This is a genomic window from Microbacterium sp. LMI1-1-1.1, from assembly GCF_040815675.1.
Lineage (GTDB): Bacteria > Actinomycetota > Actinomycetes > Actinomycetales > Microbacteriaceae > Microbacterium.
This window is the reverse complement of the sequence record NZ_JBFPNN010000008.1, coordinates 646,688-660,043: the sequence shown is the minus strand read 5'-3', so window position 1 is coordinate 660,043 and position 13,356 is coordinate 646,688. Positions and strand designations below refer to the sequence as shown.

The following is a 13,356-nucleotide window of genomic DNA, read 5'->3' as shown; positions in this document are numbered from 1 at the left end:
TCCTCGGGGGTGGCGGTCGAGACGGAGGGGGCGGTCGGGACGGAGGCGGCGGTCGCGTCTGAGGCGGCGGTCGCGTCTGAGGCGGCGGTCGCGTCGGCGTCGGAGGGGAGGAGGGATGCCACCGGCTCGACGTCGTAGCCGTGGTCGCGCATCCAGCGGTCGTCGAAGATCTTGCTGAGGTAGCCGCGGCCGTGGTCCGGGAGGACCACGACGACGACCGCGTCGGCGGGCAGGTCGCGTGCGACCCGCAGCGCTCCCACGACGGCCATGCCGCTGGAGCCGCCGACGAGCAGGCCCTCCTCGCGGGCGAGGCGGCGGGTCATCGCGAACGACTCCGCGTCGGACACGCGCTCGTACGCGTCGACGACCGTGGGGTCGAAGGCGGGCGGGTAGAAGTCCTCGCCGACACCCTCGACGTCGTAGCCGTGGATGTCGCCGCCGGAGTAGATCGAGCCGACCGGGTCGACGCCGACGATCCGCACCGCCGCGCCGGCGACCTCGCGGAGATAGCGGCCGGTGCCGCTGATGGTGCCGCCCGTGCCGACGCCGGCGACGAAGTGGGTGAGCGTCCCGTCGGTGTCGCGCCAGATCTCCGGACCGGTGGTCTCGTAGTGGCTGCGCGGCCCGTTGGGGTTGGCGTACTGATTCGGCTTGTACGCGCCGGGGATCTCGCGCACGAGGCGGTCGGAGACGCTGTAGTAGGACTCCGGGTCCTCGGGCTCGACGTTCGTGGGCGTGACGACGACCTCGGCGCCGTAGGCGCGCAGGACCGCGCGTTTGTCCTCGGCGACCTTGTCGGGCACCACGAAGACGCAGCGATACCCGCGCTGCTGCGCGACGAGCGCGAGACCGACGCCGGTGTTGCCGCTCGTCGGCTCGACGATGACGCCGCCGGGCTGCAGCAGGCCGTCGCGTTCCGCGGCGTCGACGATGTTGGCCGCGATGCGGTCCTTCGCCGAGCCGCCCGGGTTGACGTACTCGATCTTGGCGAGGACGGTGGCGGCGATGCCGTCCGTCACGCGGTTCAGACGGACGAGGGGGGTGCCGCCGACGAGGTCGACGACGCTCTGGGCGTAGCGCACGATGCAGTCCTGAGGGTGTGGGGCGCCGGAGGCGCGGGGGCTGAAGGGGTCGTCGAGAAGGAGAGCGGGAGCTCTCAGCGACAACAGCGACAGGTCAGCACGCGGACAGCCTACCGGACCGGGAGGGGGCACGGGCGAGAGACCGTCGTCATCCGTCGCCGTCATGCGTCGTCACACGGAAGGTCATGCTTCGTCACGCGAATTGGGTGCGGCGGCATCCCTGTCTAACGTGCTCGGGTGCCCCTGCACCGGGGCGCAGCACCAAGGAGACACACCACCATGAGTGACAGCACGAACGGCTCCACCGGGCCGACCCTCCCCTCGAAGCCCCGCCGCCGGGGCGGCCTCTACGCGATCATCGCCGTGGTCGCCGTGGCCGTCGTCGTCGCCGGCGCCCTGCTGATCCCCCGCCTGATCGGCGGCTCCGACACCGCCGCGGGCGGCGATCGCACGACCGTCCGGCTCGGCACCACCGACGCCGCGCAGGGCCACTGGCCCGTGCTGCAGGAGATCCTCGCCGAGGAGGGGATCGACCTCGAGATCGTGCCGTTCGACTCCTACGAGACGCCGAACCCGGCGCTGGCCGACGGGTCCATCGACCTGAACGCCTTCCAGCACATCGACTACCTCTCCGACCACAACGTCGCCACGGGCGACGGCCTCAGCGTCGTCGGTCCGACGATCATCGTCCCGCTGCCGATCTACTCGGAGCAGTACACCGACGTCGCGGACATCCCCGAGGGCGGCCGCATCGCGATCCCGCAGGACGCCACCAACCAGGCCCGCGCCCTCAAGGTGCTGGAGTCGGCCGGTCTGCTGGAGCTGAACGACGCGACCACGCCCACGCCCGCCGACATCACGTCCGCCCGCGTCGAGGTGGAGCCGGTGGACGCCTCGCTCACCGCGCCGTCGCTCCAGGACCCCTCGATCGCCGGGGCGATCGTCAACAACAACTTCGCCACCGACGCCGGCATCCTCGACAAGGCGATCTTCTCGGTCGACCCGTCGGACGCGAACAGCTGGCCGTACATCAACATCATCGCCGCCCGCGCCGGCGAGGAGGACGACGAGGCGTACCAGAAGGTCTGGGAGGCCTACCACGACCCCCGCGTGACCGAGATCGTCGTCGAGGAGTCGGGCGAGACCGCCCGCATCGTCGAGGAGCAGCCCGCGCAGGTGCGCGAGTGGCTCGCCGAGATCGAGAAGCAGAAGGAGGACGCGGCCTGAGCCGCATCCGTCCCGCCGCCGGCGGGGCGACCGGTTGCGGCCGGACGCCCCGCCGGCGTCTCACGTTCTGACGAGGAGCCCCTGTGGACCCCATCATCCGCCTCTCCGGCGTGACCAAGACCTTCGAGGCGAACGGCGGGACCGTGTCCGCCCTCGACGGCATCGACCTCGAGATCGCCGCGGGCGAGATCTTCGCCGTCATCGGCCAGTCCGGTGCCGGCAAGAGCACGCTCGTCCGCCTCATCAACGGCCTCGAGCGGGTGACGACCGGAACGGTCGTCGTCGACGGCGTCGACATCTCGACGCTCCCCGAACGCCGTCTGCGCGAGGTGCGCCGGCGCACGGGCATGATCTTCCAGCAGTTCAACCTGTTCTCGTCGCGCACCGTCGCCGGGAACGTCATGTACCCGCTCAAGGTCGCGGGATGGAGCAAGGCGGACCGCGAGAAACGCGCCGCCGAGCTGCTCGACTTCGTGGGCCTGCTCGATCGGGCCCACGCCTACCCCGACCAGCTGTCGGGCGGCCAGAAGCAGCGCGTCGGCATCGCCCGCGCGTTGGCGACCTCTCCCCCGATCCTGCTCGCGGACGAGTCGACCAGCGCGCTGGACCCCTCGACGACCGCCGACGTCCTCGCGCTGCTGAAGCGCGTGAACCGCGAGCTCGGCGTCACCGTCGTCGTCATCACGCACGAGATGGACGTCGTCCGCGCGATCGCCGATCGGGTGGCCGTGCTCAGCGCCGGACGCGTTGTCGAGTCGGGCACGGCGTTCGACGTGTTCGCCGAGCCGTCGTCCGATACCGGGCGCGCCTTCGTCTCGACGGCGCTGCACGATCGGCCGAGCGACGACGAGCTGGCGCGTCTGCGCACCGCGCACCCGGGCCGCATCGTCATCGCGGACGTCGTGGACGGCGCCGGCATCGGCGGCATCCTGTCGGGCGCGGCGGCCCGCGGCGTGAGCTTCGAGCTGCTCTACGGCGGGATCAGCTCGCTCCAGCAGCGCTCGTTCGGCTCGCTCACGATCGAACTGACCGGACCGGACGAGGGAGTGGATGCCGTGATCTCCGAGCTCCGTACCGTCACCCGCACCGAGGAGGTGGCCCGATGACCGTGTTCCTGGCGCAGATCGCGACCCAGTGGGACGGGGACCGCTACGGCCCCATCCTGCTCGAGGCGATCGGGCAGACCCTCACGATGGTGCTGCTGACCATGGTGTTCGGCGGCATCGGCGGGCTCGTGCTCGGGCTGGCGCTCTACGTCACGCGCGGCGGCGGCGTGCTGCCCAACCGGGCGGTGAACGTGGTGCTGAACCTGCTCGTGAACGTGTTCCGCCCGATCCCGTTCATCGTGCTGATCCTCGCCCTCTCCCCCGTCACCGCGGCGGTCGTGGGCACGTCGATCGGCACGACGGCGGCGATCGTCCCGCTGTCGATCGCGGTGACGTTCGGCTTCTCCCGCATCGTCGAACAGAACCTCGTCACCATCAGCCCGGGCGTGATCGAGGCGGCCCGTGCGGCCGGCGCCGGTCCGTGGCGCATCATCGCCACGCTCCTCGTGCCGGAGGCGCTGGGACCCCTCATCCTCGGCTACACGTTCGTCGTCGTCGCGATCGTCGATATGACGGCCGTGGCGGGCGCGGTCGGCGCCGGCGGCCTCGGGTCGTTCGCGCTGACGTACGGCTTCCGCCGGTGGGACTTCGTGACGATGTGGGTCGCCATCGCGATCATCATCGTGCTGGTGCAGCTGGCGCAGTTCCTCGGCAACCGTCTGGCGCGTCGCTTCCTGCGTCGCTGAGCCCCCCCGCCTCTAGGACACGGCGCCGAGGAACTCCTCGAAGCTCTGCGGCGGGCGCCCGGTCACGGCCTCCACGTCGCCCGACACCCCGGCGAGCTCGCCGCTGGCGATGGCGGTGTAGGTGCTGACCCACGCGTCCAGCTGCCACCGGGGCGCGCCGTACCGGGCCCGCGAGGCGTAGGCCTCCTCGACGGTCTCGTCGACGAAGCGCACCTTCGTGCCGCGGACGAGGGAGATCCTGTCGGCGACCTCGGCGAGGGTCAGCGCCTCCGGGCCGGTGAGGTCGTACACGCGCCCTCGGTGCGGGGCGGGGTCGAGCAGCACGGACACGGCGGTCGCGGCGACGTCGGCGCGCGAGACCAGCGAGCAGCGTCCGTCGCCCGCCGGGCCGCGGATCGCCCCGTCGTCGCCGGCGAAGAGCTCCATCATGTCCATGTAGAAGTTGTCGCGCAGCAGGGTGGCATCCATCCCCGAGGCGCGGAGCGCCTCCTCCGTCGCCGCGTGATCGCGTCCGAGGGTGAAGACCGCGTCGGGCGCCGCGGCGAGGAAGGACGTGTAGACGACGTGGCGCACCCCGGCCGTCGCTGCCGCGTCGATGAAGGTGCGGTGGTGCTCGACGCGATCGGCGCTCTCGGACGCCGAGACCATGAAGAGCGTCTCCACCCCGTCGAGGGCGCGGAGGGCGGCATCCCGGTCCGAATACCCGGCGACGTGCACGTCGCCGCCGTCAAGGCGCGGGGCACGGGAGGCGTCACGGACGAGGAGACGCTGAGGGATGCCGCGGGCGGCGAGGTCGCGGGCGACGCGGCCTCCCACGGCTCCGGTGGAGCCGGTCACGGCGATGGCGGGTCGAGTCGACATGCGTCCTCCGAGGAAAGGGGCCTTCCTCCAGCGTAGAGCGCACGTCCGGCGCCGGCACCGCTCAGGCCGACGGGGCCACCAGTCGGGCGACGCGGACGCGCACGTGCGTCGCGACGCCGTCCGGCTCGACGCCGCGGACGGCCGAGGCGACGGCGGACGCGACGCTCGCGCTGTCGGTCTGGCCGGACACCCCGATGCACACCGTCACGTCGCGCGCGTCCGCGGACTCGCGTACGTGGGCGAGCGCGGTGGCGCCGGGGGCGATCACCCGTTCCACCGCGCGTGCCGCCGCGGCCCGTGCGGAGTAGCTCTCGCACACACCGTCGACGGCGGCCACGGCGCCATCGATGCGGGGGGCCAGCTCCGTGCTCGACGTGTGGTTCATCGCTCCTCCTCCTCGTCCAGGTGGACATCGCCCACCGTGACGTCGATGGTCCCGACGCGCAGGTCGCCCTGCCGTTCGACGGCTGTGCGGACGTCCTCGCGCAGCTGGTCGACCGCGTCCGCGATGCGGCGGCCGAAGCGCACGCTCATCGCGATCCGGATCGACAGCGGTCCGCCCGCCTCGGGGTGGTCCAGCCGCACGCGGCTGATGAGCACCCCGGGGATCTCGTCGCCGACGCAGCGGATGAGCTCGTAGAGCGCGCCCTCGGTGACGACGATCTCCGTCCCGTCGTCGGTGCGCGCGAGGGGGATGTCGCGCCCGGCCCGGAACTCGCGCATGACCTCGCGCATGATGTCGTCGTACCAGGAGTCCGCCAGCGGCTCCGCGGCCTGCTCGGCCACCAGCTCCCGTGACAGTCGTCCCATCCGCTCCATGGATGCCAGGACGGCCTGGCACTCCGCATCGCGCTCGATGGCCGCGATCCGCGGAGTCCGATTCCGGTCGAGGTAGGCCGACAGGTCCTCGAGGGTGTACCCCGAGCCCCCGATGGTCTCCGTCGTCTCGTCGTGAGCCGTCACCGGGTCACCTCCACTCCTGCATGCGTTCGAGCACGGTCTTCCGTGCCCGGGCGAGGCGGCCACGGACCGTGGCCGGCGTCGCACCGACCTCCTCGGCGATCTCCTCGTAGCTGTGGCCGCCGATCTCGCGCAGCACCCAGACGACGCGGAGGTCCTCGGGGAGCTCGGCGAGCACGCGCTTGAGCGCGTCCATCTGCGACGATGCCACAGTCGCCCGCTCGGGATCGCCCTCGGCGGCGACCATCTCCTCGTCGATCTGCTCCGAGATCTTGCGCGACCGGAGGCGGTCGGTCGCCTTGCGCGACACGATCGTGGTCAGCCAGCTGCGGACCTTCTCGGGCTCGGCCAGGTCGGGCAGACGGCGCCAGGCGGTGATGAGCGCCTCCTGGACGCAGTCGTCGGCGTCCGCGCGGGAGCCGGTCAGTTTCGTGGCGAACGCCACGAGGAACGGCGCGTGACGTCGGACCAGCACGCCGAACGCGAGCTGGTCGCCGTCCGCGGCGCGCGACGCGAGCAGCGCGTCCGTCGCCGAAGCCAGCGTGCTCATCTTTTTTCTCTTCCCCCGTCTGGACCGCGACGTTTCGCGAACCAAATGCTCTGGATAGCGAAACATCCCCGGGTGACACACCCTGAGCGCTTGACGCGCCGGTGAGTTCGTGGCACTGCGTCCGGAGACAGCAGGACGAGGGATGCCTCACCGAGCTGCTCCGGTCCGGCCCGGCCCCGTCTCGTTACCGGTAACGTCGACGCAGACAACCCTCGGACCAAGGACGGACCCCATGCGCATCGCTCTCACCGGCTCGTCCGGCAAACTCGGCACCGTCGTCGCGCGGGAGCTTCGTGCCGCCGGCCACGACGTCATCGGCCTCGACATCGTCGGGCAGCGCGGACCCGGCTTCGTGCAGGTCGACCTCTCGGACTACGGCCAGGTCATCGACGCCCTCGCCGGAGTGAACGACCAGCACGACGGCGTCGACGCGCTCGTGCACCTCGGCGCCATCCCCGCCCCGGGCCTGCGCTCGGACGTGGCGACCTTCCACAACAACATGGTCAGCACGTTCAACGTGTTCTGGGCCGCCGTGCGCCTCGGCATCCACAAGATCGTCTACGCGTCCAGCGAGACGGTGCTCGGCCTGCCGTTCGACGTGCCGCCGCCGTACATCCCGGTCGACGAGGAGTACGCGGCCCGGCCGGAGTCGGTGTACTCCCTGGTCAAGCACCTCGAGGAGCAGCTGGCGATCGAGCTCGTCCGGTGGCATCCCGAGATCTCCATCACCGCGCTGCGGTTCTCGAACGTCATGGTGCCCGAGGACTACGCGGAGTTCCCCTTCGACGAGGACGCGACGACGCGCAAGTGGAACCTCTGGGGTTACATCGACGCCCGCGACGGCGCCCAGGCCGTCCAGCGCGCGCTCGAGAACGCCCCCGCCGGGTTCGACCGCTTCATCATCGCCGCGGCCGACACCGTGATGACCCGCAGCAACGACGAGCTCGTCGCGGAGGTGTTCCCCGGCGTCCCGACGACGGGCGACCTGGGGACGAACGACACGCTCCTCTCGATCGACAAGGCGCGTCGCCTGCTCGGGTACGACCCGCAGCATTCCTGGCGCGACCACCGCTGACCGGGCCTGCGCCCGCCGCGATCGCCCCGGCCCCGTCGCGCCGTGTCACACTCGGGGGATGAGCGCCGACGAACCCCTGATCCCCCTTCCGACGGCGCACGAGAAGGAGGTCAGCTTCCTCGCGCGCAGCGGGGCCGTCGTGACGCTCCGCCTCATCGACACGGACCGGTTCGAGGTCAAGCTCGACACCCGCATGGACTACACGGCGACGCTGCTGAAGAGCGGCGACGTCTACGAGCTGCACCCCGCCCCGGGCGTCCACGCGATCGGCGGCACGGGCCTGACCGCCACGGACCTCTACGAGAGGTTCTGAGCCCTCACTCGAGGTGCCCCGGCTCCTCCTCGTGCAGGAGCGACCGGGCGGCCATGCCGATGACGGCGCTGTACGTCGGGTAGGCGAAGCGCACACCCGCCAGGGTGGCCACGTCGATGCCGGCCGCCATCGCCGTCGTCACCGACTGGATGACCTCGACGGCGTTCTCGCCGACGGCGTGCGCGCCCAGGATGAGCTCCCGGCGCCGGTCGGCGATGAGCTTGAGGAAGCCTCGCTCCCGGTCATCGATGACGGCGCGGTCGAGGTCGGCGAAGCGCACGGTCGCCACGACGCACGACGGGTCGCGGTCGCGGGCCTGCTCCTCGGTGAAGCCGACGCCGGCGTAGTCCGGGTCGGTGAAGCCTCCGGCGGGCAGCAGGTGGTGCGGGGTGCGGCGGTTCGCGCCGAGCACGGCGTTCTCGGCCGCCGCCTCGCCCTCGAACTGGGCGGCCTGCACGAGCATGTCGCGGCCGTTGGCGTCGCCCACCGCGAGGATGTGCGGCACGATCGTGCGGAAGTACTTGTCGACGGGGATCGCGGAGCGCTCGATGTCGACGCCGGCGTTCTCGAGGCCGAGGTCCTCGACGTCGGCGGGCCAGCCGGTGGCCATGATGACGACGTCGACCTCGATGCGCCGGCTCTCCCCGTCCCCGCGCCAGGTCAGGGCGATGGCCCCGTCGTCGGTGCGCTCGAGCCGTTCCACCGTCTCGATTCCGGCGTGCACGTCGACGCCATGGCCCGAGAGCGAGGTCGCGATGGCCTCCGAGATCGCGGCATCCGACGCGATGAGGACGCGCGGCGCGACGTCGAGCAGCGTGACCTCCGAGCCGAAGGAGCTGAAGACGGTCACCAGCTGCGCGCCGGTGTTGCCCGCGCCGATCACGGCGACGCGCCGAGGCAGCTCGGTGAGCGACAGGACGTCCTCGGGGACGGTGGCCAGCTCGGCACCGGGGATGGGGAGGCGGCGGGAGTGGCCGCCGACGCACACGAGGATCGACTCGGCGCGGATGCGGCGCCCGCTGTCGAGCACGAGCGTCCGGTCGTCCGCGAAACGGGCGCGCCCCTCGTGAACGAGGTCGACACCGGCGGCGGCGAACCTCTCCGCCTCGCGCTTGATGGAGCGCACGGCATCCACCCGTTCGTGCACGCGCGCGACGACCGCGGGCCAGTCGATGCGCGGTTCGTCGACCACGATGCCGTAGTCGTCCGCCGAGCGGGTCTCGCGCATGAGGCGGGCGGTCTTGGCGAGGACGCGGGTCGGCACGCAGCCGGTGTTGACGCACGTGCCGCCGACACGGCCGGCCTCGAGGACGACGACCCGCGCCCCCAGCTCGGCTGCGCGCAGGGCGGCGGCGGTGCCCGCCGGGCCGGCGCCGATGACGGCGACGTCGTAGCTGTCGATACTGTCGTGGTCCACGCGGGTCTCCTCGCTCTGACGGGGACCTCAGTCAACGGGAAAGTCCGCGTCGCCGCGGAGGGGTTGCGCGTGGGAGGTGAGCGGCATCCCGATGCAGGATCCGCGCCGCTGCGTGCCTGGAGCCGACCGGCATCGCCGACGGAGGATCCGAGGGGTTGTGCCACCCCCACGCGGCACAACCCCTCGCCCGCCCGACGTCTGGCCCGAACATCGACAGGGCGGGCGTGCGGGTGCCTCCTCGAAGCCGGAGTCGGCACCCACCCCCACCTGTGCTGTGTCGCCGCGGCGGGCTTCCTTACACGGCGTCATGAATTTTCTTTGGACATGTCGATCTGTAAGGATTCGGCTCTGGGCAACACAGCCCGATCGACACATCGCGAGGACGATTCGGTGACCGACGAGACGGACTTCGTGGCGCTCTTCCGGGAGCACTACACCCCCGTCCGCCGTTTCATCGAGCGACGCGTCTCCAGTGCGGAGGCCGCCGCCGACCTCACCATGGACTGCTTCGAGATCGCCTGGGCGAAGCGGGTGCCCGACGAGCCGTTCGGTCTCCCGTGGCTCTACCGCACCGCGCGCAATCTCATCGCGAACGAATACCGACGACGAGACCGGGAGGAGGCGCTGTGGTCGCATCTGCACGACGACGCGCGCGCCCGGTCCGCGGACGGGACCGGCGACATGACCGGTCGACTCCTGGATGCCATGAAGGCGCTGCCGGAGCGGGACCGCGAGATCCTCTGGCTGACCTACTGGGAGGACCTGTCCGCAGCGGACATCGCCGTGGTCCTGGAGATGTCGGACGGCGCGGTGTGGACGCGGCTGAACCGCGTCCGCGCGAAGCTGCGTCCGCTGCTGACGGATACCGCCGCTGCCGAGGGAACGGAGGCGTCCTATGAGCGACGACGCCCTCGCTGACGCCCTCCGGCGGCTCGACCCCGCCCGTACGCCCGTCGACGCGCCGCTGCCGCTGGACGCGGAGCGCCGCGTGCGCGAGATCGTCGGTCGCCCCGTCGCCGGCGCCCGTCGCGCCCCGCGCGCCCGCCGGCGCTTCGCCCTTCCCGGGGTCGTCGCCGCCTGCGTCGCCGTGCTGCTCGCGGTCGTCGTCGGGGTGATCGCCGCCCCCGCGCCCTCCGCGTCGGCCCTCACGCCCGACCCGCTGGCCTACCGACCGGTGTCGGACTCCGTCGCGGAGGTCATCGACGAGGCGCAGGACCGGCTCGCCGAGGCCGGCGGGGTGAACAGCACCGAGCGCCGCTCGCTCTCGCTCGGCTGGTACTTCTCGGCGACGGCCGATGACGCCGACGCGGCGACCGTCTTCCGCCGGGAGTGGGTCGACCTGCGCTGGAACGCCGACCTGTCCGGTCAGATCGTGACGACGGCCGCTGAGGCGACGAACGCCGCCGGCGACACCGTGCCCAGCACGGACCCCACACCCGGAACCCTCATCAGCGAGTTGACGTTCCGACGCGGACAGTACTCCCCCATCTCCTTCGAGACCCCGGAGGCGACCCCGGATGCCATGGCGGACTGGATCCGTCTCGTCACCGGCGCCGACGAGATCGAGGCCGCCGACGCGATCGTCGGTGCGCGCCGCATGCTCGAGGAGTGGACGTTGACCGACGCGCAGGAGTCCGCGCTCCTCGACGTCGTCGAGGCGGCCCCCGACGCGACGGTGCTGGGCGAGACCACGGACCGGCTGGGGCGCCCCGCCGTGGCCGTCGCGGGCGTCCCCTCGGATACCGCCTCGCACGAGCTGGCACTGCTGATCTCGACCGAGACCGGCCGGATCCTCGGCCTGGAGGACACGCTCCGCGACGCCGATCCCGCGTTGAAGCTCCCCGCCGACTCGGTCGCGGAGTACATCCTGTGGGACGTCGACGCCTGGAAGAACGGAATGCGATGACCGACGACACCACCCCGAGCGACCTGCACCCCGACGTCGCCTACGCTCTGCGCGAGGTCGCCGGCGGGTTCGCCATCGACTCCCACCACGCGGAGTGGCCGGAGCTGGGCATGGTGCTCGAGGTCCCGGAGCACGACAAGCGCGGCGAGCACGACCGGGCCGTGGGCAGCTGTGCGACCGGCGCGATCTGCGCCTTCTCGGGCTCCAACCTGTCGGGGACGCGGCTGTCGTGGTCGAGCTGCGGCACGTATTCGACCTCGGGCCTCAGCTCCGTCGGCTCCATCGCGAACGCCCGCTCCGCGGGCTACCTGCAGGCGCGGACGTCGTCCGGCTCGGTCGTCGCGACCGCGATCGCCGGCTCGTGGTCGAACACCTCGGGCGCCGTCACGAACGTCCGCTGCGTCTCCTGAGCCGCGGGCGCGTGAGGCATCCTTCGGGCCTCAGGCCCGGTGAGCGGCGCGCACGTCCAGCGCGCCGTGGAACGCCCTGTCCTGCAGGTCGCGCAGAAGCGCGAGGGCGCGGCCGGTGAGGCCTTCGCGCTCGGCCTCGCGCAGCAGGTCGTCCTTGGTGCAGGGGTACTCCATGGTGCGGAGGAAGGCGTCCATGCGGGCTCCCGGTCGTCAGCTCGTGCCCCTCTGTCGCCGGGGATCCGGCAGGACAGCGACGACGAGAAGTTCAGCGTTTCCCTGACTCTAGAAGGCCTCCGTCCGCTCTTGACGCCGATCAGGGACGAAAGAACGGGCGGATTTGCCACTGAGGCAGGAGCGCCTGATTTCGCTCCCGTCAGACCCGGGGACGTCCGGCTCGTCGGCCCGCTTCACCGCCAGGGGCGCTCCGACCGGCGGCGCCAGTAGTCCGCGGGGTCCATCGCAAGCTCGTCCGGCGCATCGACCGGACGCGCGCTCGCGCCCCGACGCAGGTGCGCGCGCGTGGTCGCGCCGCTCAGCACGATGTCGGCCCACGGCTGCGCCAAGACGGCTCCGAGGGCGTAGACGTCCGACGGCATGCCCGATGCCAGGGCCTCGAGGCGACTCCCCGACTCGGCGCGGGCGAGCTCGCCGTTGGCCAGCGCCTCCTTGACAACGACCGTCCAGCCGGCGTCGTGCGCGTCCTGCAGAGCGGAGGCGACCGACGTCTCGAGCAGGTTCCAGGTCGACTGCACCACCGAGAACGGGGAGTCCTCGATCGCGAGCGCGGCGTGGACGACCTCGTCCTGATGCGCCCCGCTGGTCGACAGGCCGACGCGCACGCCCTCCTCCTGGAGGCCGCGCAGGCGGTCCAGGAGCTCGTCGTCGGCGAGGGCCGTGCTCTCCGGCGTCACCGAGTGGATCACGTAGAAGTCGGGGGCCGAGCCGAGGGCGGAGAGCGTCTCGGGCCACTGTCGGGCGAACATGGCGACCGAGTGCTCCTTGCGCTCGTGCACGGCGGCATCCATCCGCCACTCCCCGACGTAGGCGTAGCCCCACTTCGACCCGACGGTGAGCTGCTCCCGACGACCCGGGTGCGCGGCGAGCCACGACCCCAGGAACTCCTCGGCCCGGCCGTACGAGCGGGCGACGTCGACATACCGGATGCCGAGCGCCCACGCCTCGTCGAGCAGCACATGCGCGCGCTCGCGCAAGGCCTCGACCGAGCGGTCGGCGGGCGCGCCCAGGTCGCTCTCACGCGCGGTCGTGATGTACGCGGGGCGGCCGACGGCGGCGAGGCCCAGACCCAGGCGGGCGGTGGTGTCGTCCATCCCTCGACGCTAGCGCGGCGGGCGGACGGGTCGTCACGGCGCCGCGAGCCGCTTACGAGCCAAGCCGTGCTCCGCGAGAGAGAAGACGAAAGGCCCGTGCACGGTCGCGAGCCGCTGGATCGCAGCCTCGTGCTCGAGGCAGAGGTCCCCCATGCGGGCGGCCGTAAGGTCCCCCCGGGCGAAGACGACGACCCGGGCCTCGTGCATGTAGATCGCCTGCGCCTCGAGCGGCCGCGTCGCGATCCGGTGGTCCTTCGCGAGGAGAAGGAACCCGGCCGTCGCCCCCGCGCCGATCCACTCCTCGTCTCGCATCCGCTGCGCACGTTCGTCACCGAACTCCTCCGCCAGCGTCCGGACGTCCCACCCGCCGCTCCGGAGCCGCTCCGCGAGCACTCGCTGGCCCAGCGAGCGGTCGAGGAGGAAGCGCGGCGTCAC

The 13,356-nt window shown here is 71.9% G+C and carries 16 protein-coding genes and 1 pseudogene; 8 read left to right on the top strand and 9 right to left on the bottom strand.

Annotated elements, in window-relative coordinates; genetic code table 11:
- Window positions 1-11: 11 nt before the first annotated feature.
- A pseudogene (locus tag MRBLMI1_RS12660) lies at window positions 12-1,082 on the bottom strand (pyridoxal-phosphate dependent enzyme); the annotation flags it as partial.
- A gap of 279 nt (window positions 1,083-1,361) precedes the next feature.
- Here MRBLMI1_RS12660 and MRBLMI1_RS12655 point away from each other — a divergent pair.
- From MRBLMI1_RS12655 to MRBLMI1_RS12645, 3 genes are all read left to right on the top strand, one after another.
- Window positions 1,362-2,309 carry a MetQ/NlpA family ABC transporter substrate-binding protein gene (locus MRBLMI1_RS12655; protein WP_367733488.1) on the top strand — a complete coding sequence of 316 codons (948 nt, stop codon included), beginning with the start codon at window positions 1,362-1,364 and terminating at the stop codon, window positions 2,307-2,309.
- Between the two features lie 83 nt (window positions 2,310-2,392).
- Window positions 2,393-3,415 (top strand): methionine ABC transporter ATP-binding protein, encoded by a 1,023-nt coding sequence (locus tag MRBLMI1_RS12650; RefSeq protein ID WP_367733486.1) that lies wholly within the window; start codon window positions 2,393-2,395, stop codon window positions 3,413-3,415.
- Window positions 3,412-4,101 (top strand): methionine ABC transporter permease, encoded by a 690-nt coding sequence (locus MRBLMI1_RS12645; RefSeq protein ID WP_367733424.1) that lies wholly within the window; start codon window positions 3,412-3,414, stop codon window positions 4,099-4,101. The genes MRBLMI1_RS12650 and MRBLMI1_RS12645 overlap by 4 nt, the downstream gene beginning before the upstream one ends.
- 12 nt (window positions 4,102-4,113) lie before the next feature.
- Here MRBLMI1_RS12645 and MRBLMI1_RS12640 read toward each other — a convergent pair whose 3' ends face one another.
- The 4 genes from MRBLMI1_RS12640 to MRBLMI1_RS12625 all read right to left on the bottom strand — a co-directional run bounded on the left by MRBLMI1_RS12640 (window position 4,114) and on the right by MRBLMI1_RS12625 (window position 6,472).
- Window positions 4,114-4,962: an SDR family oxidoreductase gene (locus tag MRBLMI1_RS12640; protein ID WP_367733422.1), complete on the bottom strand. Its 849-nt coding sequence runs from the start codon at window positions 4,960-4,962 to the stop codon at window positions 4,114-4,116.
- A gap of 61 nt (window positions 4,963-5,023) precedes the next feature.
- Window positions 5,024-5,347, bottom strand: coding sequence for a hypothetical protein (locus MRBLMI1_RS12635; RefSeq protein WP_367733420.1), 324 nt, complete (start codon window positions 5,345-5,347; stop codon window positions 5,024-5,026).
- Window positions 5,344-5,925, bottom strand: coding sequence for an Asp23/Gls24 family envelope stress response protein (locus MRBLMI1_RS12630; protein ID WP_367733418.1), 582 nt, complete (start codon window positions 5,923-5,925; stop codon window positions 5,344-5,346). Before MRBLMI1_RS12630 ends, MRBLMI1_RS12635 begins: the two co-directional genes overlap by 4 nt.
- A 4-nt stretch (window positions 5,926-5,929) precedes the next feature.
- Complete coding sequence (locus tag MRBLMI1_RS12625; protein ID WP_367733416.1) at window positions 5,930-6,472, bottom strand: RNA polymerase sigma factor; 543 nt, start codon at window positions 6,470-6,472, stop codon at window positions 5,930-5,932.
- 232 nt (window positions 6,473-6,704) lie between these two features.
- Here MRBLMI1_RS12625 and MRBLMI1_RS12620 point away from each other — a divergent pair, with 232 nt between their 5' ends.
- Window positions 6,705-7,547 carry an NAD-dependent epimerase/dehydratase family protein gene (locus tag MRBLMI1_RS12620; RefSeq protein WP_367733414.1) on the top strand — a complete coding sequence of 281 codons (843 nt, stop codon included), beginning with the start codon at window positions 6,705-6,707 and terminating at the stop codon, window positions 7,545-7,547.
- Between the two features lie 58 nt (window positions 7,548-7,605).
- Complete coding sequence (locus tag MRBLMI1_RS12615; protein WP_367733412.1) at window positions 7,606-7,860, top strand: hypothetical protein; 255 nt, start codon at window positions 7,606-7,608, stop codon at window positions 7,858-7,860.
- Window positions 7,861-7,864: 4 nt separating this feature from the next.
- On the opposite strand, the gene MRBLMI1_RS12610 is transcribed toward MRBLMI1_RS12615, so the two are convergent.
- Entirely contained in the window at window positions 7,865-9,277 is a 1,413-nt protein-coding gene (locus tag MRBLMI1_RS12610; RefSeq protein ID WP_367733410.1) for a dihydrolipoyl dehydrogenase family protein, read from the bottom strand.
- 390 nt (window positions 9,278-9,667) lie between these two features.
- Here MRBLMI1_RS12610 and MRBLMI1_RS12605 point away from each other — a divergent pair, with 390 nt between their 5' ends.
- Genes MRBLMI1_RS12605 through MRBLMI1_RS12595 form a run of 3 tightly spaced genes read left to right on the top strand, consistent with a single transcriptional unit; the run spans window position 9,668 to window position 11,593 of the window.
- Window positions 9,668-10,195 carry an RNA polymerase sigma factor gene (locus MRBLMI1_RS12605; protein ID WP_367733408.1) on the top strand — a complete coding sequence of 176 codons (528 nt, stop codon included), beginning with the start codon at window positions 9,668-9,670 and terminating at the stop codon, window positions 10,193-10,195.
- Window positions 10,173-11,183, top strand: coding sequence for a hypothetical protein (locus MRBLMI1_RS12600; RefSeq protein ID WP_367733406.1), 1,011 nt, complete (start codon window positions 10,173-10,175; stop codon window positions 11,181-11,183). The genes MRBLMI1_RS12605 and MRBLMI1_RS12600 overlap by 23 nt, the downstream gene beginning before the upstream one ends.
- On the top strand, window positions 11,180-11,593 hold the full coding sequence (locus tag MRBLMI1_RS12595) for a hypothetical protein (protein ID WP_367733404.1): 414 nt from the start codon (window positions 11,180-11,182) through the stop codon (window positions 11,591-11,593). The genes MRBLMI1_RS12600 and MRBLMI1_RS12595 overlap by 4 nt, the downstream gene beginning before the upstream one ends.
- Before the next feature lie 30 nt (window positions 11,594-11,623).
- On the opposite strand, the gene MRBLMI1_RS12590 is transcribed toward MRBLMI1_RS12595, so the two are convergent.
- The 3 genes from MRBLMI1_RS12590 to MRBLMI1_RS12580 all read right to left on the bottom strand — a co-directional run bounded on the left by MRBLMI1_RS12590 (window position 11,624) and on the right by MRBLMI1_RS12580 (window position 13,356).
- Complete coding sequence (locus MRBLMI1_RS12590) at window positions 11,624-11,788, bottom strand: DUF2795 domain-containing protein (RefSeq protein WP_367733402.1); 165 nt, start codon at window positions 11,786-11,788, stop codon at window positions 11,624-11,626.
- A gap of 212 nt (window positions 11,789-12,000) precedes the next feature.
- Window positions 12,001-12,921, bottom strand: a complete 921-nt coding sequence (locus tag MRBLMI1_RS12585; protein ID WP_367733400.1) for an aldo/keto reductase — start codon at window positions 12,919-12,921, stop codon at window positions 12,001-12,003.
- Between the two features lie 33 nt (window positions 12,922-12,954).
- The gene (locus MRBLMI1_RS12580) at window positions 12,955-13,356 is read right to left on the bottom strand and encodes a hypothetical protein (protein ID WP_367733398.1); all 402 of its coding nucleotides are present in this window, start codon (window positions 13,354-13,356) and stop codon (window positions 12,955-12,957) included.

Coding starts and splice junctions, on each gene's coding strand:
- MRBLMI1_RS12600 (WP_367733406.1), top strand. CDS start 10,173: ATGAGCGACGACGCCCTCGCTGACGCCCTCCGGCGGCTCGACCCCGCC.
- MRBLMI1_RS12655 (WP_367733488.1), top strand. CDS start 1,362: ATGAGTGACAGCACGAACGGCTCCACCGGGCCGACCCTCCCCTCGAAG.
- MRBLMI1_RS12635 (WP_367733420.1), bottom strand. CDS start 5,347: ATGAACCACACGTCGAGCACGGAGCTGGCCCCCCGCATCGATGGCGCC.
- MRBLMI1_RS12585 (WP_367733400.1), bottom strand. CDS start 12,921: ATGGACGACACCACCGCCCGCCTGGGTCTGGGCCTCGCCGCCGTCGGC.
- MRBLMI1_RS12640 (WP_367733422.1), bottom strand. CDS start 4,962: ATGTCGACTCGACCCGCCATCGCCGTGACCGGCTCCACCGGAGCCGTG.
- MRBLMI1_RS12620 (WP_367733414.1), top strand. CDS start 6,705: ATGCGCATCGCTCTCACCGGCTCGTCCGGCAAACTCGGCACCGTCGTC.
- MRBLMI1_RS12615 (WP_367733412.1), top strand. CDS start 7,606: ATGAGCGCCGACGAACCCCTGATCCCCCTTCCGACGGCGCACGAGAAG.
- MRBLMI1_RS12625 (WP_367733416.1), bottom strand. CDS start 6,472: ATGAGCACGCTGGCTTCGGCGACGGACGCGCTGCTCGCGTCGCGCGCC.
- MRBLMI1_RS12595 (WP_367733404.1), top strand. CDS start 11,180: ATGACCGACGACACCACCCCGAGCGACCTGCACCCCGACGTCGCCTAC.
- MRBLMI1_RS12590 (WP_367733402.1), bottom strand. CDS start 11,788: ATGGACGCCTTCCTCCGCACCATGGAGTACCCCTGCACCAAGGACGAC.
- MRBLMI1_RS12645 (WP_367733424.1), top strand. CDS start 3,412: ATGACCGTGTTCCTGGCGCAGATCGCGACCCAGTGGGACGGGGACCGC.